The sequence below is a fragment of the Hymenobacter sp. HD11105 genome, assembly GCF_054051685.1.
Map to the genome: position 1 here is coordinate 1 of NZ_JBSWBR010000015.1, position 25,528 is coordinate 25,528.

The window sequence follows — 25,528 nt, forward strand, 5'->3', positions numbered from 1 at the left end:
CGGGTCTTATCGATTCCTATAGGGAGGCTAAACAGTTGTTGAACGCTCGTTTCACACCTGGACAGCGTCAACTGTCCGTACTGATAAGCGGGCGGCATCGGTACCCAGACAAGAACAGGTTAGCGTCTAGCAACCTCTTGTGTCCTGTTTCTTAAACGCTGGAGTGAAGGGCGTGGCAGGGCCATTGTAACGTTTATTAAATGGTGCTTGACAAATGCTACAGGACTAATCGCTCAACCCTTTCGAAACCCACCTCCCATTACGTCCTCATTCTGTGCGGCTTCGCTAGACCACCTCAGTAGGGACGCAGGCTGAGGTGGTCGATGATGTAGCTGATGGTGTCGGTGGGCGAGCCCGTACCCAGCCCGGGGCGGAAGCCGGCAACATGTGTTGCTGCCCGCTGCTGGCACCGGCACGGAGCTGCCTCTGCGGGGCGTAGTGCCGGGCCTATGCCCCGTGCGGATGCCGGCCGGCGCCCCGCAGGGGGGCCAGCGACTGGTGAGGGAGTAGGGGAGCGCAACCGGGCAGCGCCGCCTGGGGCAGACCACTTTTCTGCTCTATATTCGCTCGGGATCCTATCAATTCATTTCTTGAAGTTGAAATGGGCCTGCTTTTTCTTCGCAGCACTTACAATAAGTATGAAAACCTCGAAATTTCATCTCTTTACCCTCGCCTGTCTTTTGTTTTCTGTGCTTTCCGTTTCGGCGCAGAAACCGACTGGTAAGCCCATTTTCAAAGTCGATTACGAGAAGTTCACGCTGCCAAATGGGTTGGAAGTGATTTTCCACGTCGATCGTTCCGACCCGGTCGTCGCCGTTAATCTTACTGCGCACGTTGGCTCGGCGCGCGAGAAAGCGGGACGAACCGGATTCGCGCATCTTTTCGAGCATCTTCTTTTTCTCGAATCGGAAAATTTAGGCAAAGGCGGACTTGATAAGCTGACCGCCCGCATTGGCGGTTCGGGCGCGAACGGCTCGACGAGCCGCGACCGCACGAATTACTTGCAAACCGTGCCGAAAGACGCGCTCGAAAAAATGCTGTGGGCGGAAGCCGACAAGCTCGGCTGGTTTATCAACACGGTAACCGAGCCGGTGCTGGCCAAAGAAAAACAAGTCGTCAAAAATGAGAAGCGGCAGAGCTACGACAATAATCCGTACGGTCATACGTCTTACGTCATCGACAAGGCGCTTTATCCGGCCGACCATCCGTATAACTGGCAGGTCATCGGCTCGCTCGACGATTTGCAGAACGCGCAGCTTGCGGACGTGAAAGATTTCTTTCGCCGTTGGTATGTTCCGAACAACGTAACGCTCGTCGTCGCGGGCGATTTCGACACGGCGCAGGCGCGCAAGTGGGTTAAAAAGTATTTCAGCGAAATAAAGCGCGGTGAGGTCGTAAAATCGCTGGCCAAGCGCCCGGGAAACTTAAAACAAACCGTCAAATTTTATCACGAAGATAACTTTGCGAAATTGCCGGAATTGACCCTGACGAGTGTCGGCGTCGAGCAGCTTCATCCGGATTCCTACGCGCTGAATGTGTTAACGCAGTACCTGGCCGACGGCAAAAAAGCGCCGCTTTACCGCGTTCTGGTGGAAGATAAAAAATTGACTTCCGACATCTCGATGGTCAATTACAATTCGGAACTCGCCGGACAGATAATGCTCAAAGTGCGCGCGTTCGCCGACAAAGATTTGGACGACGTGATGACTGGCATCCAGGAGGCGTTCGCTCTTTTCGAACGAGAGGGCATTTCGGAAAAAGATTTGAGCCGCATCAAAGCCGGCCAGGAAACGAGATTTTACAATTCGCTGTCGAGCGTTCTTGGCAAAGGCACGCAGCTCGCGCAATACAACTATTTGACGGGCAATCCGGGATTTGTCGAAACGGATATAAAAAATATTCTCGCCGTGACGGCCGCCGACGTGCGGCGCGTTTATCAGAAATACATTAAAAATAAGAATTACGTAGCGACGAGTTTCGTGCCGAAAGGCAAATCGGCGCTTGCGGTTGACGGCTCAAAAAAGGCGGAAGTCACGGAAGAAAAAATCGTGCAAGGTGCCGAAGACGCCGTTGACCCGACTGCGGCCGCGACCTACCAAAAAACACCTTCGACGTTTGACAGAAGCATGGAGCCGCCATACGGGGCGGCGCCCGAAGTCAAAGTTCCGGCGATTTGGGAGGACAAACTCTCAAACGGCGTGCGCGTTTTGGGCATCGAAAACAGCGAAGTTCCGCTCGTGCAGTTTGAAATCATCGTCGACGGCGGTTTGCTGCTCGAGGATATTAACCGAGTCGGCGTCGCAAATCTGATGGCGCGGATGATGACGCAGGGGACGCAAAAGAAAACCGCGCAGGAACTCGAAGAAGCAATTCAACAATTAGGGGCTTCCATAACTGTTTCCGCCGGAGCCGAAGACATCCGAATTTCAGTCAACACACTCGCCAGAAATTACGAGCCGACGCTTCGGCTGGTCGAAGAAATTTTATTGGAGCCGCGTTGGGACGCCAAAGAATTCGACTTGATAAAACAATCAGTCGTCAGCCAGATTCGCCAGCAGGAGGCGAACCCGAACGCCGTCGCGCAATTAAATTTCAACCGGTTGATTTACGGTAAGGACAACATTCGCTCGCGCAATATTCTGGGAACGGTTGAGTCGGTTGCGGCCATCACACTCGACGATTTGAAGGCTTTTTATGGCAAAAGCATATCGCCGTCCGTCGCGCGAATGCACGTCGTCGGCGCGCTGAATAAAGCGGCGATTATGAAGCCTTTAAGCGAAATCAATCAAAAATGGGCGAGCAGAACGGTTGCGATTCCCTCCTATAAAACACCGTCGGCACCGGCCAAATCGCAGATTTATTTCTACGACGTGCCGGATGCCAAACAATCGGTCATTCGTTTCGGCTACCCGGCTCTGGCCCAAACCGACCAGGATTTTTATCCGGCGACCGTTATGAATTACATTCTCGGCGGCGGCGGTTTCGCCTCGCAGCTGACGCAGCAGCTGCGCGAAGGCAAAGGCTACACCTACGGCATCAATTCGAGTTTTTCCGGCACTAAAAGTCCGGGGGCCTTCGTCATCGGAAGCAGCGTTCGAACCAACGTAACGCTCGAATCGGCGCAGTTGATAAAAAGCATTTTGCAGGCTTATCCGAAAAATTACTCTGAAAAAGAGTTGGAAACGACTAAAGGCTTCTTGATTAAGAGCAATGCCAGGGCGTTTGAAACTGCCGGCGCGAAACTGACTATGTTGGAGAACATCAGCAAATACGGCTGGAAATACGATTACGTCAAAGACAGAGAGCGAACGGTCAAAGCAATGACCGTCGCGCAGGTCCAGGATTTGTCCCGTAAATATCTCGACACGGACAAAATGTTCTGGCTCGTCGTCGGCGACGCCAAAACGCAATTGCCGCGTCTGAAGGAACTCGGGTTCGGCGAGCCAGTATTAATCAACAACCGAACTTCTGAAAAGTAATCGTCAAGAACCAGCCGCTGCCCTTCTCCAGATGCTCTCAGTTCTGTCTTTCTCCCGCAGGTGGCGCCGGGCTGCACTGTTTTTTCTGCTTCCCTTCGGCGCGGCGGCGCAGGCACCGGCTTAGCAGACGGCTCTGAGTTCTGACATGCCCGGCGCCACCTATCGCAGCGCCACCCTGCCGGCGGCCACTGCTTCAGTGCGGAGCGCAGCACCCGCTCGCTTTCCCGCTACGCAGGCCGAGCGAAACGGTGATCAGGTAGCGCCCCCTATACCTTTATCGTAGTATAAGGACTCATAACCCGGGGCTTATCGGTCCTGAACTAGGCCATTGCCTACGGCAAGGAGGGGCCCGATGGACCGCGCCTGCAATTGTCCTCTTCGGCGGCTACCATTGCCTTTGCTCCGGGTACTGACCTCGGATGATGCCGGGCCAGATTACCGCCCCTCGTTTATACACGCTCGATAATGACGGCATAACCCTGTCCGACCCCCACGCACATCGTGACCAAGGCGTAGCGCTGCTGCTGCCGGTGCAGCTCCAGGGCGGCCGTGTTCAGCAGGCGGGCCCCGCTCATGCCCAGCGGGTGGCCCAGCGAAATGGCCCCGCCGTTGGGGTTCACGCGCGGGTCGTTGCCCTCCAGACCCAGCGCGCGCAGGCAGGCCAAGCCTTGGGCGGCAAAGGCCTCATTGAACTCAATTAGCTCGATCTGGTCGAGCGTTAGGCCGGCCTTCTTCAGGGCCAACTGGGAAGCGGGCACCGGGCCGATGCCCATAAAGCGGGGCTCCACGCCGGCCACGCCCATGGAAACGATGCGGGCGCGGGGCGTCAGGTTATGCGCCTGCAGGCCCGCTTCAGAGGCCAGCAGCAAGGCCGCGGCCCCGTCGTTCAGGCCCGAGGCGTTGCCCGCCGTCACCGTGCCGTGGGGGCGAAAGGCGGGCCGCAGCTTCGCCAGGCCCTCTAGGGTCGTGTGGGCCTTGATAAACTCGTCGTGCGCAAACAGCAACGGCTCGCCCTGGCGCTGAGGAAGGGGCACCGGCACAATCTCCTCGGCGAAGCGGCCCGCGTCCCGGGCCCGGGACGCCCGCTGGTGGGACGCGTAGGCAAATAAGTCCTGGTCCTGGCGGCTGATGCGGTCGCGCTCGGCCAGGTTTTCGGCCGTCTCGCCCATCGCGTCCACGCCGTACAGCGCTTCCAACTTCGGGTTGATAAAGCGCCAGCCGAAGCTGGAATCCGCCAGCTGCGCGTCGCGGCCAAAGGCCGTGCTGGCCTTGGAGATGACCAGCGGGCCCCGGGTCATGTTTTCCACGCCCCCGGCTACGAACAGGTCCCCGTCGCCGCACTGCAGGGCGCGGGCCGCGGCGATCGCCGCCGACAAGCCCGAGGCGCAGAGGCGGTTGACGGTCTCGCCCGGGACGGAAGGGGGCAGGCCAGCCAGCAGCAGGGCCATGCGGGCCACGTTGCGGTTATCCTCGCCCGCCTGGTTGGCGCAGCCCAGCAGCACGTCGGCAATGCCCGCTGGGTCTACCTGCGGATTGCGGCGCAACAATTCCTGGATGACCAGGGCGGCCAAATCATCGGCCCGCACGGGGGCCAGCGAGCCCCCGAAGTTGCCAATAGGCGTGCGGATACCATCCACTAGATACGCTTCTTTCATAAGAGCCGGAAATCGACTAGTTACGCAGGGGACGGCACTGAGTTCAACGGTGCCTAGGTAAGGGGAGCCCAATGCCCAATCACATATGACTGCTCGTCCCAAGAAACGACCGTGGCTAGGGCAAAACGCTTACAAGCGGTAGACGACGGCATTGATGTTCATGCCGGCGCCCACGGAGGCCAGCACGACCAGCTCGCCCGGCGCTACCTGATGCCCGTCGAGTTGCCCACGAAGCAACAAGTCCAGCAAGGTGGGTACGGTGGCCACGGAGCTATTGCCCAGCCAGGAGATGGTCATGGGCATCACCTCTAGGTTAGGACGTGCTTCCCCGCAGAGGTGGAAGAGCCGCTCGAGAATGGCCACGTCCATCTTCTCGTTAGCCTGATGAATCAGCACCTTGCGAATCTGGGTGAGCGGCACCTGCGCTTTCTCCAGGGCCCGCTGGATGACAGAAGGCACGTGCTGTAAGGCAAACTCGTAGAGCTTGCGCCCGTCCATCTTCAGAAAGCGGTCCTCCTGATCACTGTACGTGGAGTTGTAGGACGGGCCCATTCGCAGTAAGCTGGCATACTGGTGGGCGTGTGTCTGGGTATGGTGGGCCAGGATGCCGGCCTCCCCGCCGGCCCGTGCTTCCAGAATAACCGCCCCCGCCCCGTCGCTGAAGAGCAGGGTGTCGCGGTCGTGGGGATCCACCACGCGCGAGAGCGTTTCGGTGCCGATCACCAGACACCGCCGCGCATCCCCTGAGCGCAGGTAGTAGTTAGCTTGAATCAGGGCTTCCACCCACCCGGGGCAGCCAAAGGCCAGATCGTAGGCCACACAGTTCGGATTCTGGATGGCTAGCCGGGCTTTGATGCGGGAAGCCAGGGAGGGGACCTGATCCACCCGATTACTACCGTAGGGCACATCGCCAAAGTTGTGGGCCACAATCAGGTAATCCAGCGTCTCGGGGTCGATGCCGGAACTGCTCAGGGCCTGCTGGGCGGCCCGTACTCCTAGCTCGGACGCGGTTTGGTCGGGCCGCGCGTAGCGCCGCGCGTCAATCCCGGTGATGGCGCGAAATCGCGCGAGCACCTGGGCCGGCGCTTGGGTCAGGGCCGTGCCGTCGGGGGTAAAAAAGCGGGCGGACAGGAACGCCTCATTCCGCAGGAGCACTTCGGGCAGGTAGCTGCCCGTTGCCGCAATAACCGATCGAACCATACACAAAAAGTAAGTAAAGCCCGGGCGAGGAGAAGTTACCCCGCCGCCACTAGGATTTCCAGGGTGAGCAACTGGCCATTCTCAAAGGTGTAGACCAGCTGTGTCCCCGCCGGACCCAACACCCGCTTCTCGTCGGGCTGTATGATGAGCGTCGCCGTGCCTTGGTCGGTGCCCTGCGTTTGGCAAGGCAGCTGCCAAGCGGCGCTCAACGTCTGTAGGTTAGATAAGTCGCTCATAAGCGAGTGAATAGAGGGAGGAGGAGAGTACAAGGGTAGCATGGACGCTGCTGGTGAAACGCCCGCGTTGCCGCCTCTAGATAAAGAGAGTTGCCCAGGATAGCAACCCCGCTGCAGCCCTACCTATAGTGGCCTTGGGTAAAAGTTTAGTACCAGGGTTAACCGGGCGGGTTAGCCGGGGCTGGTTGGCGGTGGGCGTGGATGACCACGTTGCGGTGGCGTAAGTACTTATAAAGGGTGACCTTGGAGATGTGCAGGCGCTGGGCAATTTCGTTGACGCCGAGCTGCTGCTCGCGGTAGAGCGTTTCGGCGATGATGGCCGTGCGTTCGGCTTCCTCGGATAGTCCCCGCTGGCGACCCCCGACCCGGCCCCGGGCGCGGGCCGCGGCGAGTCCCGCGTGGGTGCGCTCGCGAATCAGCTCGCGCTCAAACTCAGCCAGCGACGCGAACAGGTTAAAGACGAGCCGGCCCTGGGCGGAAGTGGTGTTGATGGCGTCGGTGAGGGACACCAAGCCTACCCCCCGCTGCTGCAAGTCGCCCACCACCTGTAGTAGGTGCTTAAGTGAGCGCCCCAAGCGGTCGAGCTTATAGATATAAATCGTGTCGCCCGGGCGCAGCTGCGTCAGCAGCCGCTCCAACTCGGGGCGACTGGCGCTCGCGCCGGACACCTTCTCTTGGTAGATGGTGTCGCAGCCGGCCTTGGTCAGGGCATCGAGTTGCAGTTCCAGGTTCTGGTCCCGGGTGGAGACGCGGGCGTAGCCGATGTTCAGAGGGCAAAGTACAGGGTATCCGTGCTAAAGGTAGCCTTAATTGTACTTTGATTGCTGAACAAGTTTTCTGTGCCAAATCGTCGGCTTTTGGTGGAAGTTACCCGTTCGGCAAGTGGTTGACAGACTTGTACAGAAATACGTTCGTGGCTGTTGCAAAACGCAGTGCCGCGTAGTAGAACTGCTATTGATTAGCGAGTACAGCAGTCCACAGGGCCTGTTTAGCGCTCCTATTCTCCGCCAGTAGCCGCTTAAGAACATAGTCCCCCGGCTATTGACCGAGTTTGGCAACAGCCACGGCCATTACGTTAACCAGCGGTGCTGTTGCCGAACTCAGCCAAGGGCTTATTCTGAGGCTACTAGCGGCCTAGTCGCCTCTGTAAGGGCACCTACTGGTGCTTGCGACGCTACTCCACCTAAAATAACCCGTCCATAGAGTCAGCGCATCGGTAAGGAGCTCTTTCCGCACTCTTTCGGGTGGTCTCGTCGTCCCCAGCAGCGCGGGGAAAGCGCGGCCTGTGGTTGGCCGCCTTAGGCGCGGGGCCCCCGGTAGGCAGCTACGGCGGCCGTCGTCTGCTCGTCGAGCACGCGCAGAATGCGCTCCGCTTCTTCCTCGATCGATCGTTGGTAGCCCAGGGCCGCCGCCGTGTGGCTATTTTCTTCCCAACTGACTAACTCGCGCAAGGTCGTCAGCCGGTTGAGCGATTCCTCCAGCTGCAGGTAAAGGCCCAACCACAGGGCATTAACCTGCTCGCTTTGTTCCTGCATCCGTACCCGTAGGTCGAGCATCTTCATGACGATGGCCGCCAAGGTCTGCAAGCGCCGGAGTTCGGGCAGCGAGAGGGTGCGGGGCTGGCGATCAATTACGCACAAGGTACCGATGGCGTGCCCCTCGGCCGTGAGCAGCGGATGGCCGGCATAAAAGCGCAGGTGCAGGGTTTCGGCCACTTGGGGGTCGGTGAGCTGACAGGGCTCGGCGCGTAGATCCTCGTAGATGGTGGTCTCCTCCTGCAGAATGGCCACCGAGCACATACTCTCGTGGCGCGCTACCTGCTCGTGTCCGGGTAAGCCCTCGTTCACTTTAAACCGGACGCTGTCTTTCTCTACCAAAGAAACTAAGGCAATGGGCACGGCAAATAGCTTGGCCGTGAGCCGCCCCATTTCCGTGAAGACGGGGTCGGGCGCTGAGCCTAAGGTCAGATACGGCGCCAAGGCTTGGAGCCGGGACGGGTCGTTGGCGGGAATAAGGGAACCAGGCAGGGGCATAGGCAATAACGATACGGCCCGAGTAACCAGATGGTTAGCGAAAGCTAGGCCCTAGCGAGAAGGGCGCAGCACCTTAGCCGGTGGAAACAGCGTTTCCCCAGTCCTTCTTTATGGGGGCAACCCGTCGTCCGAGTTGCCTTCCTAGCCGAACACGGGCTTCCTCTGGTTCCACTTGCCACTAGACCAAAAGCTGAAAGAAGTAGTGCACGCTCACTCGTCTTCAGCCTCTATCTTTGTGCGCTGCCCACCCCTGCCCGTCTTTCTGTCATGCTTCTGCTGGCCCAGTACCCTTTCCTGCATCTTTACCTGCACCAAGGTCCTTCCCAAGCCCTCGAGGCCCAATGGCAAGGCTTTGTTACCAGTGCCGTCTTTCGGCAAGCCATTACCGAAGCCCTAGCCAGGGCGCGCGAGCACCGCATCACGGGCTGGGTGGCCGACGACCGCCTGCTCGGCGCGGTGCGCCCGGCGGACATGGACTGGATTGCCACCGAGGTGATGCCCGAGCTGGTCCGCGTTGGCCTGCGCCGCTTGGCGCGCATCGAGGCGGAAAGCCCGCTGAACCAACTCCTCATCAAGCAAATGCACCGCACGGCCCACGAACTGGCCCCCTTTGAGCATCGGCTGTTTACCGACGTCGCCCAGGCCCGCGCGTGGGCCTGCGGGACCGACCCCGACCTGCCCGGGGAGCCAACGAACCGCGCATCAAGGGCCTAGGCCGCTCGCTGTTATCCGCCTTCCGATGAGAGAAGAATTCCAATCCGCCTTGGGCCGGGTGTACCTGACGATCGATACCGATTACCAGAACCGCTGGCTTCTCGTCACCTGGCAGGGCTACCTGACGGCGGCCAATATCCAGGAGGGCGCGCGGGCCTACACGGCAACCCTAGCCCGGGCCGGCTTCGCCTGCGTGCTCAACGACACGCGGGCCGTGCGCGGCCCCTGGGACCATTCCATGGAGTGGGTCATCAACGAGTGGGCGCCCCACGCGGCCCGGGCCGGCTTGCGTCAGTTTGCCATGATTACGACGCCCCAATCGCTGGCTGAAGGTTCGGCCGCGGCTTTTTATGCCCGCCTCAGGGCCTTTGAGGCCCGGGTTTTTGACAACCCGACCGATGCCCAGCACTGGCTGCAACGCGTCTGTTAAGGCGTGTCCCTTCCTGCTTCCCGCCCTATGTTCGAGCGCATTCTCTACGATACCCCTACCCTGACCATCGCCCACGAGGTCCTCGAAAACGAGCTGCGCCTGGACTGGCAGGGCAACCCCACCGACGAGCAGGTCATGGAAGGGGCCCTGCAGCTGCTGGCCTTGCTGCGGCAAGAGCGCTGCCAGAAAGTGCTCAACGATAACACCCGCATGCAGGGGCTCTGGGCCGAAGCCGCCCGCTGGGGTGGGGAAGTGTTTTTCCCCCAGCTCTACGCGGCCGGCTGCCGCTACTTTGCCTGGGTGCAGTCCCGCGAGCGCTACAGCCAGCTCTCAGCCGAGCTAGCGGTGCAGCATACGAGTGCCGGCATCGTGTTTATGTTCTTTCGCGACCCGGCCACGGCAGGGGAGTGGCTGCGCCGGATGTAGCCCGGCGGTTCAGGGCCCCGACGCCGGGTTCCGATGGCTGTTTCCGAGCACAATTCGTTCACTCCCTGCCTGCGAAGGGGTAGCCGCTTGCCTAAACCACGGTCGCTTCGCCAAGTAAAGCGAACGTAGCTTACCCCTAGCCGGCTAAATTATCTGACGAGCTAGGGGCGCAAGGCCGCCTTCACGAGATGGCGTACGGCCCGGCGCGTATCGGTGGGCCGCTTTACAAACCGGTTCAAGAACATGATGTCTGGCCGCAAGCTTGCTCATCAGCCGCCGTGCTCCTTTCTTTCAGCCCCCCAGTATGCTCCTCCATCAGCCCTATTTAAGGGCTTTACGCACCGCGTTAAGTTCCCTCGAGCCGGGGAACCCCGTCGCCCAGGCCTGCGCGCTGTATACTCTGGCCCGGGCCGCGCAGGCCGCCGCCCCCTTTACCCCCACCAGCATCACGGCCCGGCCCACGGCCGAGGCCGTGAGCCTCACGCTCACCTTCGCCGGCGGCTACCGCCTGCAGGTCACCACCCCCTACCCACAGGCCAACCAGGCGCAGGCACCCAACACCATCCTCTCCCTGTTTCACTATGAGCGCCTGCAGTACGCGCAAGCCGTGGAACGCGGGCAAGTAGAGCCTTGCATCGCCGGGGCCCTCTACCCGATTAGCTAAGGTCCACCGGGCCCCAGGGGCACCGGTGCAGAGCCAGGCATTAGAGATACCTTTGCTGCTCTTGGAGCGGTAGCTCCGCTGGGGCTCCCTCATTTGCTTTTTTTAAATTAGCTCCGGCGTTGCGCATTTATTTTGAGAATTCGGTGGGTCGTATCCTCGAGCACCCCCAGGGCTACGCCCGGGTGGAGTATCACGCCGGGGCACGGGACATGGCCTATCTGCAGGCTTATCTGCGGCATGTGGGCCAGCTGCTACAGCTGCGGGGCTGGCACAAGCTGCTGGGCGATCAGCGCCAGTTGACGCCCTACACGCCAGAAGAAAGCCAGTTACTAGCGGCGCCACCAGCGGGCTGGCACGTTGGCGGGGGCTTATGGTCGAGCGGTGGGTAGTGGGGAATCGAGACAAAGAGTAGGTAGAGGAGAGATGGAAAGCCCAGCGTGCTGCCGGGCGAAGTGGCACCCGCTTTGCCTAGCAGGGGCTGCGCTCCCGGCCCTAGGCCCACTCCTTACCAGACAACCTCCGCTCGCGGCACCCCCTGCTAACCCCACAACCAGGGCCTGGGGAGGGCGTGGGGTGCCGGTGAAACTTCGTAGCTATTATGTGATGACCAGCCATTATTTTCCCCTTCCCCCCGCCACCCTGACCCCGGCGGCGCAGGAGCAGTGGCTCGGGCGCCTGCCGGAGGGGCCGGGCGCATTGGTGGCCTCCGGGAGGCCGGCGGGCCGTTGGTGAGCCGCGAGACGCTGGCTTTGCTGCAGCGCTTGTGCAGGGCGAGTTGAGCCTGGCCCAAGTCGTGCGCCTGCAATCCCAGCGCTTACCCCGCCAATAAGACCAAGCAAGGCCCCCAAGTCCGGCGCTAGCGCGAGCCAGGGCGGCGCGGAACCTGGCGACATTCTTGCGTGAAAAATTACGGAAGGCCCACGAGTACTGCGCGCAGGGTGCTTGGTGGTATGGGTAAGTAGGAAGGGGCAAGGAAGTTAGCTAGAAGGATATGCGTACGTGGATTTATCTTCATCAAGCCTGGTTGCTGTGCCTGGCGGGCATTCTGGCCGCTATTCTCCTAATTAACTGGCTGCTGGATCTCGGGCCCCGATCCGCCCGCGGGCCCGCTCTCCCTGCGCGCCGGCCGCCGGGCACCCGGGGGCGGGGGCGCGCGCCGGAACCGGCGGACGCCCCCGAGAACAGGGCCGAGCGCCGCCACGCCGCCCGTAAAACAACCGTCCGGTGACCCTGCTCTCGGCCGGTGACCGCGGCCGCCTTACGGCCACCGGGGTAGCGAACTGAGCCCAGGCCGCCGTCGCGTTCAGCTTGCGGGGCCGCTTATTTAACGGCATCTTACGCCGTACCCTCCCGGCCGACCACCATGTTCGCAACAGATTGCACCGAATTCACGGCTCCGGAGCGGCGCGACCAGGTCCGAAGGGCCCTGGCCAGGGTGGAGCGCGCGGGCGGGGTCGTCCCGCCGGTGGCGCGGGCGCTCTACGGCCGCTACGTGGTGGGCGAGCTGACCCTGGGCCAGGTATGCCATCAGGTGGAGGCCTACGCCGCCCAACTGTCGAGCTCGGTACCCTGAGCAAGCGCCACGGTGGGGGGGGCTAACCCCCAGCCGAGTATCTTTCCGCTTTCCTAACCCCTCCCTATATCCTGTGACTGACTTCGCCGCCTTCTTTATAAATCAGGCGCAAGCCAGCGCCCATATCCAGTTTGTCTACGACGTGGCCGCCGAGCGCGTCGTCTTCGTCAACGCCGCCTACGAGGCCGTGCTGCACGGGCAGTGTGCCCGGGTAAATGAGGAGCTGCCCGCCCTGCTCTCCCGCCTGCACCCCGACGACCACGTCTTCCTGGCCCAGGTCTGGAAAGTATGGGGGCGGGGCCGCCTGGCGGACGAGGTGGAAATTCGCCTGCCCTAGGCAGGAGCGCCCGATGAATGGTTCTCACTAATCCCAGCTTACCAGCGAACGGCCGAGGGACGGGTGCTGGTGGGGGGCACCTTGCGCGAGATCAGCGCCCAGAAGGCCTACCAAGCCCATGGCGATGCCTTTAACACCCGCAAGAATGCGGCCCTGGAAATCCTCTCCCACGACTTGAGCGGCTCGTTTGCCCTGGTCCAGCAAATCGCGGAGTTTTTGCGCCAAGAACTGCCGGCGCCCGCCCACAGTCGCGTACCCGACATGCTCCGGGTGCTGGAGACGACTAGCCACAGCAGCCTGAAGCTGATTCGCGACCTGGTCGCGGTGGAGTTTCTGGCCTCCGCCAACACGGACCTGAAATGGGACCGGGTAGAAGTGGGCACCGTGCTGCGCGAGCCCCTGGACCAGCTTCAGCAGGGCCAGGGGCTGTTAGGCTACCACTTTACCTATTCCTTGCCCGCGCAGCCCGTGTACGCGCTCCTGGACGTGCACAAGTTCACCCAAGTCGTCACGAATCTGGTCAGCAACGCCTTCAAGTTCACCCCCGACGGGGGCCAGGTCAGCGTCACGGTGGAGCCCTGCCCCGGCGGCGTGCGCGTGCAGGTGCGGGACACAGGAATTGGGATTCCGGCGGCCTTGCTGCCGCGCTTATTTGAGCGCTTTACCCCGGCCCGCCGGCCCGGGCTGCGGGGCGAGCCGACCATCGGCTTGGGTTTGATGCTGTGTAAGACCATCGTCGAGTGGCACCAGGGTACGTTGTCGGTGGCAAGCACCGAAGGGCAGGGCTCCACCTTCACCGTGGAAATACCCCAGGCGGGGCCCGTGGACAAGGGCTAGGCCGCGGACCAGCCGGCCGCCCGGGCGAGGCCCACGTGGTCGGGGATACGCAACGGGTAAGCTGGTCTGCCCTCGCCCAGCCCAGTGCCGCAACCCACGCGCGGGGCGCCGTTAGTCGGTCGCCCCTCCCGGCACGTGATCCTGAAGCGCTTGAATTTTGGCCTGGTCCAAGGGTTTATGCAGCAGACCCGCGACCAGGGGGTGCTCGCGGGCCCGAGTCGAGTCAGCGGGGGCCAGCGAGGAGGTGAGGATGTAGACCGCGCACCGGCCCTGCAGGTGCGGTTCCAGGGGCTGCAGAGCATCCAGTACGTCCCAGCCGCTCATCAGCGGCATGTTCAGGTCCAGCAGAATCACCTGGGGCAGGTCCCCGCTCCGGGCTTGCTGCTGCAAAGCAGCTACCGCCTCCACCGGCGAGAGAAAGGTGGTCAAGCCTTTCGCCAACCCGGCACGCTGGAAGAGGTGTTGGGTTAAGAAGACCGTCGTGGCGTTGTCGTCAATGAGTACGGTTCGCATCCCGCAATTAGGGCAAAAAGATGGAAAAACGGGTTCCCTCGTCCACCCGGCTGTGCACCGCAATGCGCCCGCCCAGGCTCTCGACGTGGGTTTTGACCAGGTACAGGCCTACGCCCCGGCCGGGGTGGTGGGGGTGAAACCGCTGATAGAGTTGAAAGACGGTGGCCCCGGCCCGCGGTTGGTCAAAGCCCGAGCCGTTATCAGCCACCTCGATGGTCTTGGCCCCGAGCGGGTCCCCGGTGGCGGTGATGACCACCTGCAGGGGCCGCTCCGGGGCGCGGTACTTCACCGCGTTAGACAACAGGTTGAAGAAGATGCTGTGCAGGTAGGCCCGATTGGCGAGCACCGAGAAGGTTTCGGGGATGCGCACCTCGATGGTGCCGCCCGCCTGGACTACTAACTCGTGCAGGCCCGCGACGACCTGGTGCACGAGCTCGGCCAAGGGCACCGCCTCCTCCCCATCGAGGCCCTGCTGGTCGCGGATGGCCAGGATCGTGTTCATGTCGCCCAGCACCTGATCAAGCTGCTGCAGGTTGGCCTGCAGGTGGGCGTGGAGGGACTGAAAGTGCGGCGAGCCCGCCGGCTCCGTGCCCAGCAGGTCGACCAGTCCCAGGGCATTGGCCAGCGGGGCGCGCAGGTTGTGGGAGACGATGTAGGTAAACTGCTGCAAGTCCCGGTTCTGGGCAAAGATTTCCTCCTGGCTTTTCACCTTCTCGGTGACGTCGCGAGCCACCATGTGCACGCCCACCACGTGGCCGTTCTCGATTAGGGGGATTTTGACCACGTCCCAGTGCCGGGGGGCACTATTTCCCTGGCTGGCATACAGGTCGAAGCGCACGGGCCTACCCGTGGTAAAGGCTTCGCGCAGTTTCTGGCGGAACACCTCCCGCACGTCCTCGGGCAGAAAGGCGTAGTAGCTGCGGTGCAGCACCTGCTCTTTGGGCAACGCCACCAGGGCCAGAAAGGCCGGGTTGGCGTCGAGGATAATGCCTTCCTGATTTTGATACAGAATCAGTTCGGGGGTGTTGTCCAGCAGCGATTGGAAGCGGACCTCGTTGGTAGCAAGGGGGGCAGTAGAATCCATGGAACAACAAGTAACACGAGCGAGGCCCCCATAAAGGGCAGGACGCTCAGCATGGAAGAGCATACGAGAAACGCTGGCTTGGTGATGCCTGGGTTTAAACAACCGGGGTTAGTATCGGGAAAGTGCTGCGCGTTGAAGTCAGCCGCGGGCCTGGGTAGCGTATCCGGCCCGCGGGTAGTAGTAGGCTTATGGACCAGGCTTTTTGTGCCCGGTCGGCCAAGTAATCACTCGACCCTATTAGCCCAGGATCCGGGCCATCAGCGCTCCGTCCGCGGGGCCGGCACGCGAGGATAGAGGTTGACCCAGTACAGGCTCACCAACGCAGCGCCCGCTACGGGACCGTCAGCTGGAATTTCCAGGAATGAGCGGGTCTACGCTCCCGGCTCCCGGCGTGGGCGACGACCGCGGTACCTGTGCCGGGGCGCAGTTAGGCCGATGCTGGCCAGTAGTCGCGCAGCAGGGCTTGCAAGTGGGCCACGGTCAGGCGGGCCGAGCGCACATGCAGCAGGGGCTGGTGCACCTCACCTACCAGGATTTCCAGCTCCGAGGAGTCTTCGTACCAGAGGATGCTGATCAAGGCCCGCTCAAAGGACCGACACAAAACTTTGCCTTTGGATTGCCAGGCCTCGGGGCACTCCGAGGCTTCGCGAAAACCTATTTCGAGTAAATCACCAAGGACCATGGCCGGGACAAGGGTAAGGAAACAACCAACAAAAATAGGCTCGGGGGCTTTCCAGGCCAGCGGAACAAGAACCTTTTTTTGCCGTCCCAGTGGCTCTTTTCCCGTAAGAGGAGCTACCCCTTTCGCCGGGTCAGGTCCTTCGCTTTCCCTTTACGCTGGCCCTGATCAGGCAGCGCTTCGCTACAGCGCCATCAAACCTGCCCTGCAGGGCTTATTCCGCGGCCGGTAAGCAGCCGGTATGGAGGAGGCTAGCAGCCACAAGGCGCGATATCGGCCCCCTGCGGGCGAGAACCCCACAGGATTACATCGGACAGCTGCCTGCTGCGATAGCTGCCCTAGTCGCTGTTGAGCAGGCCCTCGCCCTTCCCTTTCCGGCGCCCCCGGCAGGCCGTGCAAGAGCTGATTCGCGTGCTTGGTGGAGGTACGTGGTGGGCTCAGCGTCGGGCAAGGTACCGCACATAGCAGGTAGGCGAATAAAAGGATCTGCCGGTCAGGCGCAGGAGTGCGGCAGGTACACGAAAAAGGTGGTGCCGGCCCCCACTTGGCTATGCACTTCCAGTTTGCCCCCCGCATTCTCGACCATCTTCTTGACCATGTACAGGCCGATGCCGGTGCCCTCGACGTGGTCGTGGAAGCGCTGAAACATGGTAAAGAGCTGGGGCAGGTGGTGGGCAGCGATACCCAAGCCATTATCATGCACTTCCAGCACCGTGTGGCCCGGCTTTACGTGAGCCCGCACATCCACATGGGGGGGGCGGTCGGGCGAGCGGTACTTGAGGGCATTGCTGAGCAGATTATAGACTACACTCCGTAGGTTTTTCTCCGAGAACTGCACCGGGGGAAAGGCCCCTACGTCCAAGACCAACTGGGCCCCGGTTTCTTCCAGCAGGGGCTGGAGGTCGCGGCGCACATCCTCGATAATGGCTTTCAAATCCACCAAGGTTGGGGTTGCCTCGTGCTCTTTCTGCAGCTTGGAGACCTCGGTCAGGTGCTCAATGGTCCGCTTGAAGCGCTCGACTGACTCGCCCATCAGCCCCAGCGTCGGTTCGACATCCGCCCGCTGGGCCACCTCCACCGGCAGGTCGGCGCGCAGCAGCTGCAGCAACCCCTCAATGTTGCTAATGGGGGCCTTCAAGTCATGGGAGGCCGCGTAGATGAAGTTGTCCAGGTCCACGTTGGTGCGCCGCAGCTGCTCGTTAGCGGTGACCAGCTCCCGGGCCAAGGCTTGGGCTTGCTGGGCGCTGGCTTCCGCCGCCTGTCGGGCCTCGACCTGCTCGGTGACTTCAAACGCAAAGACCAGCACGCCGGTAACGTGGCCTTGCTCGTCGCGCCGCCCCTGGTAAACGAAGGTAAAGTACCGGTCTTCCAGGACCCCGTCGGCGGGCCGGGCCAGGGGCACGCGCAGGCCCCGCTCCTCGCGCGTCTGCCCCGTGGCGTACACCTGGCGCAGCAGCTCCTGCACGGGCGTGCCGACCAGTTCGGGCAGGACCTCGAAGATGGGGCGGCCCGGCAGCGCCCGCCCGGGCAGCAACTGCTCGTAGCCGGGGTTAACAAACTCAAACACCAGGTCGGGGCCCGCCAGGATGCAGATGGCGGCCGGCGCTTCCCGGAACAAGTGCAGCAGCCGTTGGCGCTCGGCTTCGCGCTGCTGCCGGGCCAGGACCTGCGGGGCCACGTTGTAGGCGAAGGTGGAGATGCCCACTATCGCGCCCTGTTCGCGCAAGGCCTGGTAGGTGAACGTGAAGTACATCTGCTGGGGCCCCCGCCCCCCGGGTTGGGCCACCAGCAGGGGCAGCTCCTCCCCGTAGTAGGTTTCGCCCGTCTCGTACACCCGGTCGAGCAGGCCGACCACGCCGCTCTCCACGGTTTCGGGCAGGGCGTCGGCGACCCGGCGGCCGAGCAGCTGCCGGCCGGGGAAGAAGGCCTGATACGCCGCGTTGGCGTACTCGTAGCGGTGCTCGGGCCCCCGCTGAATGCAGATCGCGGCGGGCGTTTCCTCGAATACCTGGTAAAACAGGGCTTGCTGCTGGGCTTGGCGCTGGGCGGCCGCCAGCAAGTCGGCCTGCAGGGCCAGCGCGGCCCGCGTGCGCTCGGCTACCCGGGCTTCCAGTTCCTGGTTAAGCTGCTGCAGTTGCTGCTGGGCCTCGCTCAGGGCGGTGTTGCTGGCCAGCAAATCTTCGTTGGCCGCCTGCAGCTCCTCGTTGAGCACGGTCAACTCTTCGTTGAGGACGGCCAACTCCTCGTTGTGGTGTTGTACCTGCTCGCGCTGGTGTTGCGTGGCCTGCAACGCGTCGGTTACCTCGACGTAGGCCCCGTGCTCGCGGACCTCGCTCTCGCGTAGCTGCTGCTGGGCCAGGCGGGTGGCGGTGATGTCTTGGACGGTATGCAGGAGGGCTTGCACCTGCCCGCCTTCATCCAGCACCGGGGTGTTGCGCGGCAGCCAGTGGCGCTCGACAAACTGGCCGGGGTGCGCCGGGTCGGGCACATCAAAGGGCTGGGGGGCCATCACGTGGGGCTGGCCGGTGGTGAGTACCTGCAGGAGCGAGGCGCGCAAGTTAGGCAGGGCCCTCGCCTCGGGGTCTTGGGGGTTCTCGGGAAAGGCGTCGAACAGGTACTGCCCCACCAGGGTGGGGCGCTGGGTCAGCGTGGCCACCAAATACTCGTCGCTGGCGGCCAGGATGTGCAGGGCCGGCGAGAGCAGCAGATGCGCCCCCGGCAGGACGGCAAACACGGACAGCAATTCGGGGGTAAGAGGAGCAGCAGCAGGCAACATGAGGCAGCGACACAAAAAAAGCACGCCAGAGCAGACGCGTCCTTCCCGTACGAGGATTGGCCGGGAAGGAACGAAGGATGACGTGGCTTTTCCCTACGTAGCTCGTAAACCCGTCCTATAAGCCGCGTGGCTGGGGCAAAACTCCCCGTATATTCACTGGCTTCCATCCGTGCCGCTCGTTGGTCAAAGCTTGCCTGCATTGCCTGCATTCGCCCTTGTTTTCGGCGCTCTACTACAGGCCGGCGTTCCTGCCGGAGTTTGCTGGGTAAGGAAGAATCCGGCAACAAGGGTTCCCTGTGGGGTTGATCCGCCCCACTGGAGTGCATGGGTTGGCCAGTGGGCAGAGTTACTGACAGCGGACGGGACGTAGGTTAGGCTGTAGATTCTTGGGGCAATAGCTTAGCCGGCGCACAACCCCAGCCGCAGCGTCAGGTTTTTGTATGCTTGAAGGGTGCTCAGCGAACTGCTATGCCGCGCCTTTGCCGACGAACAAGGGACCCACGGGTCCGCCAAAGGCAGTCGACTAAACGGCTGGAAAAAAGACCGGGACTTGTCCGCTGATAGGGGCAGCACTAGGAGCAGCACCAAGTACCCAAGCGCGACCGTAACTGTCTTGTCCCCAGCCCGTATAGGGCGAATAGGGAAAGAGTGGATGAAGGGTTGTTTGAGTAGGGATCAGCGAAAAAGCCCCGGCATCGTCGGGGCTTTTTTGTTAGGGGGCCACTCCTCGCCATCCGAGTTCCGGGGCCCGGGAGCCCAGTCCAGGCGCCCAAAGCCGCGCTCGTCCAGCTGGAGGCTACCCGCCTGGTCTGTAAAGGACGGCGTGCTCGATAAAGAAGGCCCGGGGCCCAGGGAACGCAAGCAAATTGAGCCTGTCCTACGGCTGATGATGCCGCTTCCTTTCCTGCTGTCTTTGCCCCGCAAGGTTATTGCCATCCCCTAGGCGGAGGCCTAGAACATGGGTGGAAAACCACTCGCCTTGGACGTTTTTCTGCGCGGGCTGACTAGGGGAAATTCCTGCGTACAAGGGGCGTACCTACTTGCTTACTAGTACAGGCATCACCACGTGACCGAGTGGCTGCCGGGAATGCTGTGGGGCGCCTCACGTAATTCGCGGACCTGTCCCCAGCTCAATTCTCCCGCGATGTAGCGCGCGTAGAGTCGCTGGATATAGGCAGTCGCATTCGTTTTCAGCGTCGGCAGCACGGCCTGCATTTGCGCTAGTACATAGGCTCGCTGTTGTGGCGATTGCGCGTCAGGACCAAATTTGTCGTCGTAGGCCATCGTTACCAGCAGCTAGAGATGAACGTAGTACCTCCAAAGCTAGCTGGCAATAAATCACAACGGGTGAGCATAACTACGGATTCTCGTTTGATAAATACCCGTAAATAAGACAATTGCGTCTGCTGCCTTCGCTTCCCTAAGCCGAGTTGCTCGAGGTGAAGGGCAAGGGCACCATGAACAAGTCACGGCGACTTCCGCCGACGAGGGCGGGTTGGCGGCCACGAACTGCGACCATTAGCTTGCGCGTCCCCAGGAGTGGGTGGGTAGTGGTGCGGGTCTATAACGGGCAGGGGCGGAGGTGGCGACCTTGTTCAACGGGGGGCGGCCCAGGCGGGCGAAAACCGGTCCGTCGTCTTTGAGGGCAGCACGTTCCCCTTGGGCATCTACTACTACCGGGTCACGCCCAATGGAAAAACCAAAACCAATCGCATCAACCTCACTAAATAAGGCTTCCTGATTCGTCCTAGGCGAAAATGCTCCTCCTCCCTGAATGGACCTTTTCTTTGCCCAGGAGGTATGCCTGCAAGAAGGTACCTGTGGCGGAGCCCAGTCCAGTCCCTCCATTTCTTCTTGCACTAGAGCCCGGCGGTGGTCTAATAGAGGCGGGGAGAGGTTCCTCTTTCAAAAGGGCAGATTTACACCTGAAGCCACCGGGCCTGTGTGCTAGGGCGGGGCGAACACGCAGGCTCCGGGCGGCTCGGCAAACTCCAAGACCACCAGCTGCTGGTTGGTATCCTCGCCCTCGAGCAGAAAGCGCAATTCGAGGCGTCGGCGCGTACAATTTCCTTAAGGGGGGTCATAAGAGTACCCCTACTAGTATTTTAACCAAACCCCGCTCGCTTTTTTTACTGATGTTCTCCGCGTTCAACGGCGCGAAAACCGCGTCCTAGCCTGCCATTGGCCGCGTGTTCGGGGAAGGGGAGAAGCCGGATACCGCAGGAAGGTCCATCCATAGCTCGTCTTTGGGCCCCAGCGGCAGCCAGCAAGTCCACTTTTTTCGTTAGCTTAGAAGGTGAGTCTCGGGCTCGGTTCGCGGAAAGGCTACCAGCTTTCGGCGCCGGTGAGCCCGATCAGTCCCGGCTCCCAGTCCCTGCGGCTGCTCCCGCCTTTCTGGTCTGCCTTGCCTTGGGGCGCTCCGCGCATGAAACCTTCTTTTGTTTTACCAGACCCCGCGGCTACGCGTCGGCGGTCCTCGCGCCTGGCCCCGCGCCCGGGCCACCCCCGCTACCTATTCTACGGGCTGCTGGCCGGCATGCTGGCCACGGGCCTGCTGGCCGGGCTGCTAGGGCGTACCCTCTACGGGCGGCGGCGCGTAACCCGCCGGCTGCGGGCCCAGAACACGCGCCTGGCCCGGCAGCGCGACACGTTGGCCCTGACCCTTGCGGAGCTGCAACGCACCCAATTGCAGCTGGTGCAGACGGCTAAACTCGTGGCCCTGGCCTCCCTGACGGCGGGCCTGGCCCACGAGCTGCTCAACCCCTTGAACTTCGTCAAGAACTTCGCCGAGGTGAGCCTGGAGCTGGTCACCGAACTTGAGCAAGAGCAGCAGCTGCTGGCCCGCGATGGGCTCCTGGAAACCGAACTGCTGGACGAGCTAAAGCAAAACCTGGACTTGATCCATGCCCACGGGGCCCGCGCCGGGGGCCTGATTCAGGGCCTGCTCACCCACGCCCGCCGTCCCGTGGGCGAGCGTCAGGCGGTGGATCTGAATGCCCTGGCCCAGGAGTACCTACGCTTGGCCTACGAGGAGCTGCAGATCAAGTACCCGGGCTTCGGGGTCAGCTGCCGGCTGGAAGAGGATGCCACCCTGGGCCTGCTCTGGCTCGTGCCCCAGGAGCTGGGCCGGGTGCTGCTCAACCTCTACGCGAACGCTTTGTACGCCGTGCACCAGCAGAGCCGGCTGCTGGGCCCACCCTACGCGCCCGAGGTGCGAGTGCGCACCAGCCAAGGGGCGGGGCAGGTCGAGCTACGGGTGCGCGATAACGGGGCGGGTATCCCGGCCGCCCTCCGCGAGCAGATCTTCCAGCCCTTTTTTACGACCAAGCCCGCGGGGGAAGGCTCGGGCCTGGGCCTCTCGCTGAGCCACGACATCATCACTCACAGCTACGGCGGGACCCTGAGCGTGCAGTCGCAGGAAGGCGCCTATGCCGAATTCACCCTCGCCCTGCCCCTGACCCGCCCGCCTCTCGTGCTGGAGCGCGACCCGGGGTAAAGCCGCCAACCGGCCGCCAGGTGACGCCGAGTGCCGGCGCCTCCCTCCGTCCAGGCCTTGCTACCAGCAGCGAAGCCGGCGCTAAATCGAACAGGTAAGCTTCGCTAACTCGCTAGACCTTAGGATATGAAGCTCCCCGGTACTACCTTCCGGTAAGGTACTGGTTGCGGTTGTGAGGCATGAAGAGCACAAACTATCCCTTTTATTCGCTGTTTCGCGGCATCGGCGTGCTCGATGCCTATCACTCTCACCCGGCGTGTCAAATCGGGCAGAGTATTGCCCTGGTCCACCGGCTCGCCGGGAACCCTCTCCACTGGCCGGAGTGTCGCTATTGCCGGCTGCATCACACCCCCCTGAAACGCTATCCGGCGGCTCCCCTATCTGACTCGGTTCCCCCGGCTGGATGGGAAGTTGCCCCGCCCGATACCGGCGCGTAACAGCGGCTCATGCGGCCTCTATTCAACCGCCGAGCTCCTCCTAGCCCAGCGTATAGCCAAGCAAGACAGGGCGCGGGGCGGAGAGGGCTGTTACGCTAGGCAAGGCGCGAGCCGGCGCGCGGCCGTAAATTCCTGGGCTTCGACGTGGGCCAGGACTTGGTCCAGGGTCAATTCGCCCCGCTCAAAGGCCTCGAGCAGCCAGCCTTCGTAGGGCTCCAGCGGCAGAAAGGGATGCTGAGCGTAGCGCAGGGCAAAGCTAATCGCTTGGCGCTGGGCCTGCACGAGAATAGGTGACGTAGAGGTAGCCATGTCTGGGAAACGTTTCATCGGCTAGCGCAACTTTCTAGCCATACCTTCCTAGAACGTTACTGCTAGCTAACTTGTTTTCAAGCTGTTCCGATAACAAAATAGCCCGCAGAATCCTGCTCAGGGGCAATCTGGGTTTCGTGCAATTTAAAGCAAGATAGCTTACATGCGCACAGCCAGCATCCCGTGCGTAGACTTTTATGCGTCCTACGAAAACTGGTAAGAAAAGGCGCCTTGTTGGCTATCGCCTGCCGCTTAGTTTCAGGCTCTTAGTTGCCCAACGGTTGGGGAGGAACTAGTCAGGGAATGCCCCTCGCTTAGGTGGGCACCAACCAGGGGGCAAGTGCCATGAAGAAAGCGAAGGAAGCCCCGCTCGGATTTTCTACCCCCTGTTTCTTTTTCTGGTCTCTATCTCCCAACCTCCTTCCACCGCGTGGTGGGGTGGGGTTCAGGCCAACGCCATGGGGTAGAGCACAAAGGGCCGTATAACTTCCCCCAAGGAGAGCACGCGGGTTGGCACGCGGGGCAAGTCCACAACCGCTTGCAAGGGCCCCAGCAGGCGCCGGAGCTGGGCCCAGACCGGATAGCTGAGCCGACGAAAGCCCATGCCCCACTGAGGAAACTCGCGGCGGCGCACTACCCCGCGTCCTACCAAGCGCACATGGACATGGCGCGGGTCGCGCTGAATGCGGGCAAACAGGGCTTCCACTTCCGTGCGGGGCCCTTCCAGCACCTGCAAAAAGCGTCCTCCAGCGTAGAGCAGCACGCCCGTCAGGTGCTGGCTGGCATTATGGTGGCGCGCCTGCGCGAGCAGCGTCTGGAGGCTCTGCTCGTCTAAGGGCCGGACGGCCCGACTGGTATAGATTAGGGAGTACAGCATAGCAGCTAGCAGGAATGGGAATGAATTACGCGGGGGCCAGGATGGCGCCCCTACCGGGGCAGCACAAAGCGCCAACAGCCAAAAGCTGGCGCTGTTACCTTCGCTGAGCGAGTAGACAGCGGGTGCCTGCCGGGGGCGGATAAGGAAAGGTTGACTAGGGTGAGAAGATAAAGCTAATAAACGAATAAGTACGTAAGGATAAGTCGCGAATTGAAACAGCTACGTACGGCAATGAGGGTAGTGCGAGCAAGAGAAGGGAGGCGCTGATGCCCTTACGTGAAGCACGAAGGGCTCAGTACCCTGGCTTGCTAGGCATGAGGGGTTTTCCCTTCACAACTTCCGGCCGCCGCCCTTTCAGCCGGCGCCTTGCAATCCTGGCGAGCTCACTTTATGCTTCCTAGATGCGCGTTTATAAAGCCTGTGGCATACTTGAGGCGGTGAAAACCTTCTTCACCCCACAATACGCCGGCACGCTCGACATTTCGCAGCTCGAGCAAGCCCAGCCGGCCTCACGGGCCGGCTGCTTTAAGTGCCCCTTGGCCGGGTTCCGCCAGGCCTACCGCTGCCGCCCCTCAACCTTTTCTCAGCTCCTCCGTAAGGCGAGGTTCTGCGTTACCCGCCGCCGCCCGTTTCATGCCCGATACCGTTATCCTCGCCGAACCTTACGGCGCCGTTTTAGCCAATGCCACCGTGCCGTGCGTCATCGTGCAGTTCCACGGCTTCGCCAACAGCGCCGAGTTCCAGCACCTCATGGAAACCGGGCTGGCGTATTACCGCGCCCACAGCCGACGCGAGCACCCGTGGGGGTGGGTCGGCGACGTGCGCCACATGGGCGCCATTCCGCGGGCCGTGCAGCAGTGGTTAACCACGGACTGGAACCTGCGGGCTTTTGAGGCCGGCATCCGCGAGGTCAGCATTGTCCTGTCCGAGAACGTGTTGGGGCACATGGCCACCCAGCAGTACGTGCAGAAGACCGTCGCCCACCAGGACCAGTACGAAATTGAGCCGGTCTATTATCCTTCCCTGGCCCAAGCCAAGCAGGGCGCCGCGGTGCGCTGCCGTGCGCAGCGCGCCTAGCCCGGCCCATATCCTCCCGGCGCCCAACCCCTTACAGGCGAGGCGGGAACAGCTTAAAGGCGGAGCGGTTGGAGGTGGCGTATTCCCCGGCGCCACGGCCAGGGGCACGGCCACCGCCAGTTCTTGCAGCTGCTGCACCTCGTTGGTGAGTAATTCGCGGTGGGTGGGGGACAGCTGAGGCTGTAGGTACTCCTCGGCATAGGCGGCCACGCCGTGCTCCGCCAGAAAGGTGCGGTTGCGGGCCCGCCGCTGCTCGGCTTCCTCGTTGTCGGGCAAGGCCGAAGAGTGAAACAGCCCGAGGCCCGCCACCAGGCCGGGGTACTGCTCGGCAAAGGCCAGGGCCACGTAGCCGCCCAGGCTGTGGCCCACCAGCCCTCCCGGGCTCACCCCCGCCGGCGCCCGCTCAGCCCGCAACGCCTCAGCTGGGGCCTCCAGGCTGTAGTCAGGGGCCGCAGTCGCGGGATCGTAGCCGGGCAGGGCGGGCCTCAGCATGTGGTACTCCTAGGTACTACCACCGGGAACTCTGGTCTTAACGCACTGGAAGTCAGCGCCTCCCGCGCCACTATAAAGCGACTAAGTATTGCTAACGGCCGGCGATGGAGCGTAAAATTACGGATTTATCCCTAGGCAAACCCGTAGTAACCCCGAAGTCCCGCGGCCCGCCGGCCCGTTAAATGAAAGGCTGGCTCAATCAGC

24 protein-coding genes are annotated in these 25,528 nt (G+C 62.0%); 11 read left to right on the top strand and 13 right to left on the bottom strand.

Translation table 11 applies throughout. The annotated features are described in order from the left end of the window. Window positions 1-387 precede the first annotated feature (387 nt). Both ACW9KT_RS22045 and ACW9KT_RS22050 read left to right on the top strand, forming a co-directional pair. Window positions 388-510 carry a hypothetical protein gene (locus ACW9KT_RS22045; RefSeq protein ID WP_457084514.1) on the top strand — a complete coding sequence of 41 codons (123 nt, stop codon included), beginning with the start codon at window positions 388-390 and terminating at the stop codon, window positions 508-510. Between the two features lie 128 nt (window positions 511-638). Continuing rightward, entirely contained in the window at window positions 639-3,479 is a 2,841-nt protein-coding gene (locus ACW9KT_RS22050; protein ID WP_457084516.1) for a M16 family metallopeptidase, read from the top strand. 449 nt (window positions 3,480-3,928) lie between these two features. On the opposite strand, the gene pcaF is transcribed toward ACW9KT_RS22050, so the two are convergent. The 5 genes from pcaF to ACW9KT_RS22075 all read right to left on the bottom strand — a co-directional run bounded on the left by pcaF (window position 3,929) and on the right by ACW9KT_RS22075 (window position 8,603). Beyond that, window positions 3,929-5,134, bottom strand: coding sequence for a 3-oxoadipyl-CoA thiolase (gene pcaF / locus ACW9KT_RS22055; RefSeq protein WP_457084518.1), 1,206 nt, complete (start codon window positions 5,132-5,134; stop codon window positions 3,929-3,931). Between the two features lie 129 nt (window positions 5,135-5,263). Beyond that, window positions 5,264-6,334 (bottom strand): 3-oxoacyl-ACP synthase III family protein, encoded by a 1,071-nt coding sequence (locus tag ACW9KT_RS22060; RefSeq protein ID WP_457084520.1) that lies wholly within the window; start codon window positions 6,332-6,334, stop codon window positions 5,264-5,266. Between the two features lie 35 nt (window positions 6,335-6,369). After that, window positions 6,370-6,570 (bottom strand): hypothetical protein, encoded by a 201-nt coding sequence (locus ACW9KT_RS22065; protein ID WP_457084522.1) that lies wholly within the window; start codon window positions 6,568-6,570, stop codon window positions 6,370-6,372. A 158-nt stretch (window positions 6,571-6,728) separates the two neighbouring features. After that, on the bottom strand, window positions 6,729-7,340 hold the full coding sequence (locus ACW9KT_RS22070; protein ID WP_457084560.1) for a recombinase family protein: 612 nt from the start codon (window positions 7,338-7,340) through the stop codon (window positions 6,729-6,731). A 528-nt stretch (window positions 7,341-7,868) separates the two neighbouring features. Beyond that, window positions 7,869-8,603, bottom strand: a complete 735-nt coding sequence (locus ACW9KT_RS22075; RefSeq protein WP_457084524.1) for a GAF domain-containing protein — start codon at window positions 8,601-8,603, stop codon at window positions 7,869-7,871. A 267-nt stretch (window positions 8,604-8,870) separates the two neighbouring features. Here ACW9KT_RS22075 and ACW9KT_RS22080 point away from each other — a divergent pair, with 267 nt between their 5' ends. From ACW9KT_RS22080 to ACW9KT_RS22115, 8 genes are all read left to right on the top strand, one after another. After that, window positions 8,871-9,317: a hypothetical protein gene (locus ACW9KT_RS22080; protein WP_457084526.1), complete on the top strand. Its 447-nt coding sequence runs from the start codon at window positions 8,871-8,873 to the stop codon at window positions 9,315-9,317. A gap of 25 nt (window positions 9,318-9,342) precedes the next feature. After that, entirely contained in the window at window positions 9,343-9,747 is a 405-nt protein-coding gene (locus ACW9KT_RS22085) for an STAS/SEC14 domain-containing protein (RefSeq protein ID WP_457084528.1), read from the top strand. A gap of 27 nt (window positions 9,748-9,774) precedes the next feature. Continuing rightward, entirely contained in the window at window positions 9,775-10,173 is a 399-nt protein-coding gene (locus ACW9KT_RS22090; RefSeq protein ID WP_457084530.1) for a hypothetical protein, read from the top strand. Between the two features lie 304 nt (window positions 10,174-10,477). After that, window positions 10,478-10,837: a hypothetical protein gene (locus tag ACW9KT_RS22095; protein WP_457084532.1), complete on the top strand. Its 360-nt coding sequence runs from the start codon at window positions 10,478-10,480 to the stop codon at window positions 10,835-10,837. A 143-nt stretch (window positions 10,838-10,980) separates the two neighbouring features. Beyond that, window positions 10,981-11,226: a hypothetical protein gene (locus ACW9KT_RS22100; protein ID WP_457084534.1), complete on the top strand. Its 246-nt coding sequence runs from the start codon at window positions 10,981-10,983 to the stop codon at window positions 11,224-11,226. A gap of 988 nt (window positions 11,227-12,214) precedes the next feature. After that, a complete protein-coding gene (locus ACW9KT_RS22105) occupies window positions 12,215-12,436 on the top strand; it encodes a hypothetical protein (protein ID WP_457084536.1) in 222 nt (73 codons plus the stop codon). Between the two features lie 47 nt (window positions 12,437-12,483). Continuing rightward, the gene (locus ACW9KT_RS22110; protein ID WP_457084538.1) at window positions 12,484-12,747 is read left to right on the top strand and encodes a hypothetical protein; all 264 of its coding nucleotides are present in this window, start codon (window positions 12,484-12,486) and stop codon (window positions 12,745-12,747) included. A gap of 81 nt (window positions 12,748-12,828) precedes the next feature. Beyond that, window positions 12,829-13,584 (top strand): sensor histidine kinase, encoded by a 756-nt coding sequence (locus ACW9KT_RS22115; RefSeq protein WP_457084540.1) that lies wholly within the window; start codon window positions 12,829-12,831, stop codon window positions 13,582-13,584. Window positions 13,585-13,695: 111 nt separating this feature from the next. Here the strand turns inward: ACW9KT_RS22115 and ACW9KT_RS22120 are convergent, their stop codons facing one another. From ACW9KT_RS22120 to ACW9KT_RS22140, 5 genes are all read right to left on the bottom strand, one after another. Continuing rightward, window positions 13,696-14,097, bottom strand: a complete 402-nt coding sequence (locus ACW9KT_RS22120) for a response regulator (protein ID WP_457084542.1) — start codon at window positions 14,095-14,097, stop codon at window positions 13,696-13,698. A gap of 7 nt (window positions 14,098-14,104) precedes the next feature. Further along, window positions 14,105-15,181 carry a sensor histidine kinase gene (locus ACW9KT_RS22125; RefSeq protein WP_457084544.1) on the bottom strand — a complete coding sequence of 359 codons (1,077 nt, stop codon included), beginning with the start codon at window positions 15,179-15,181 and terminating at the stop codon, window positions 14,105-14,107. 427 nt (window positions 15,182-15,608) lie between these two features. Beyond that, entirely contained in the window at window positions 15,609-15,863 is a 255-nt protein-coding gene (locus ACW9KT_RS22130; RefSeq protein WP_457084546.1) for a hypothetical protein, read from the bottom strand. Window positions 15,864-16,353: 490 nt separating this feature from the next. Then, window positions 16,354-18,636 (bottom strand): PAS domain-containing protein, encoded by a 2,283-nt coding sequence (locus ACW9KT_RS22135; RefSeq protein WP_457084548.1) that lies wholly within the window; start codon window positions 18,634-18,636, stop codon window positions 16,354-16,356. A 1,059-nt stretch (window positions 18,637-19,695) separates the two neighbouring features. Next, a complete protein-coding gene (locus ACW9KT_RS22140) occupies window positions 19,696-19,920 on the bottom strand; it encodes a hypothetical protein (RefSeq protein ID WP_457084550.1) in 225 nt (74 codons plus the stop codon). Window positions 19,921-21,061: 1,141 nt separating this feature from the next. Between ACW9KT_RS22140 and ACW9KT_RS22145 the strand changes: the two genes are divergently transcribed. Next, a complete protein-coding gene (locus tag ACW9KT_RS22145) occupies window positions 21,062-22,132 on the top strand; it encodes a sensor histidine kinase (RefSeq protein ID WP_457084552.1) in 1,071 nt (356 codons plus the stop codon). Window positions 22,133-22,659: 527 nt separating this feature from the next. Here ACW9KT_RS22145 and ACW9KT_RS22150 read toward each other — a convergent pair. The 3 genes from ACW9KT_RS22150 to ACW9KT_RS22160 all read right to left on the bottom strand — a co-directional run bounded on the left by ACW9KT_RS22150 (window position 22,660) and on the right by ACW9KT_RS22160 (window position 25,324). Next, window positions 22,660-22,878, bottom strand: a complete 219-nt coding sequence (locus ACW9KT_RS22150) for a hypothetical protein (RefSeq protein WP_457084554.1) — start codon at window positions 22,876-22,878, stop codon at window positions 22,660-22,662. Between the two features lie 445 nt (window positions 22,879-23,323). Further along, complete coding sequence (locus ACW9KT_RS22155) at window positions 23,324-23,755, bottom strand: BLUF domain-containing protein (protein WP_457084556.1); 432 nt, start codon at window positions 23,753-23,755, stop codon at window positions 23,324-23,326. An 861-nt stretch (window positions 23,756-24,616) separates the two neighbouring features. After that, on the bottom strand, window positions 24,617-25,324 hold the full coding sequence (locus tag ACW9KT_RS22160; RefSeq protein WP_457084558.1) for an alpha/beta fold hydrolase: 708 nt from the start codon (window positions 25,322-25,324) through the stop codon (window positions 24,617-24,619). Window positions 25,325-25,528: the final 204 nt, after the last annotated feature.